The sequence below is a fragment of the Persicitalea sp. genome (assembly GCF_041751555.1).
Lineage (GTDB): Bacteria > Bacteroidota > Bacteroidia > Cytophagales > Spirosomataceae > Persicitalea.
Genome location: NZ_JBGSXF010000578.1, coordinates 1 through 1546, shown reverse-complemented (window position 1 = coordinate 1546; position 1546 = coordinate 1). Strand labels below are relative to the sequence as shown.

The 1546-nt window shown below is 52.8% G+C and carries 1 protein-coding gene and 1 pseudogene; one reads left to right on the top strand and one right to left on the bottom strand.

Annotated elements, in window-relative coordinates:
* Window positions 1–375: pseudogene (locus ACEW8P_RS20475) on the top strand (peptidase); the annotation flags it as partial.
* Here the strand turns inward: ACEW8P_RS20475 and ACEW8P_RS20470 are convergent.
* Window positions 347–1546, bottom strand: a 1200-nt coding sequence (locus ACEW8P_RS20470; RefSeq protein WP_373514932.1) for an AI-2E family transporter, incomplete at its 5' end; no start/stop codon positions are given. The pseudogene ACEW8P_RS20475 and the gene ACEW8P_RS20470 sit on opposite strands and share 29 nt — an antisense overlap.

Below are 1546 nucleotides of genomic sequence, written 5' to 3'. Positions count from 1 at the left end.
ATAGACACGTTTGACAATCCGGTGGCCGACAAGCTATACGCCGGAGGAGAAGTTACCTTCTTACCCGAAGAAACCGATCTGATTCGACCACTGCCGCAACTGGCCGAATTACTGGACACGCTCTACAGCCTACTGACCACCCCTGTCGAATACGACGTTGAACAAAAGCCGTTTTCCTTTCAGGTGGCGCACAAGGTAGGGATGTCGCTCACAGATGAGTACGAACTGCTCACGCTACGCCGCGAAAGCGCGCGGCAGCAATTCCTGATTGCGCATTTGCGGAAAGTCATCCCGATCGTGGCCGAAATGGAGCAGACCAAGAGCCGTATCCGCATGAACGGTCATTTCAGGAATCTTGATCCCCTGAACTTTTAGGCGTTTCTGAACTTCCCTCGTTGTTAGTGCGGGGCTTGCGCCTACGTTGCGGACGGCGGCGCTTGGGGGAGCTTGGTTTGGTTTCAGCCGTCTTTATTACCAGGTCGGTGCCCTCAAGCGCTTCCTTGGCAATGGACAAAGGCTCCTTGACAGGTATGACCTCGAACCCCTGCTCCTCTTCCTTGGGTTGAGTTCTGGGCTTGCGTTTCGACCGCGGCTGATTGCCGGGGCGGCGACGGTTTTCGCGGACGTTACGCACCTGATCTCGTTCTTTTTCCTTTTCCTCTTCTACTTCTTTGCTGGGTTCACCCAATAGAAATCCGAACGGCTCCGTGCTTTTATTGGCATCCAGGATCACTTTCAGGATGGCCGTGAGTGGCAAAGCCAGTACCAGACCGGGTAGTCCCCAAAGTTGCCCGCCCAGCAGCAGCATGACAATGGCCGCCAACGGATTGATGCTCACCTTTGAACCTACAATATTGGGTGTGATGAAATTCCCTTCTAAAAACTGGACGAAGCTCATAATACCGACCACGCCCACGGCGTACCAAGCGGAGTCTTCGGTAATAATGCTCATTAAAGCCGGAAACAGTGACCCTATCAGGATGCCTATGTAAGGAATCAAGATCAAAAACGCGGCCAGAAAGCCGAAGAAAATGGCGTAGTCGATGCCCAGAAGAAGTAGTCCGATGGTGTTAAGTATCCCTACTATGAAGATGACCAGCACCAGCCCTGCCAGGTAGCTTTGGATAACGTCGTAGATTTTATTCAAGACCGTGTCCAGTTTGTGCCGGGGTACTTTGTTGAAAGCTTTGTACACAAACCGCCGGAAAAAATCACGGTATAGCAGGAAGAAAAACACGTACAATGGTACCAGTGTGGCGGTAGCGAGGGTACCCGTAGTGGCTACCAGCGTATTGAGCAGCATGGTGCGGCTATCGGCGAGAGCATTGATAAGGTACCCTTTTGCTCGACTTACTTGCTCGGTGCGGCTCACATTGAAGTAACGCTCGACCATCGCGGTCGTCTGTTCTAACAGGACTTCGGCTTTTTGGGTGATGCGCGGGAGTTCATCGGCAAAGCTGCCTACCTGGATGGTAACCAGCCAAACCATTACGGCGATGACAACGATGAAGAGCAGGATGCTCAGCACGATGGCCAGAATCCGGGG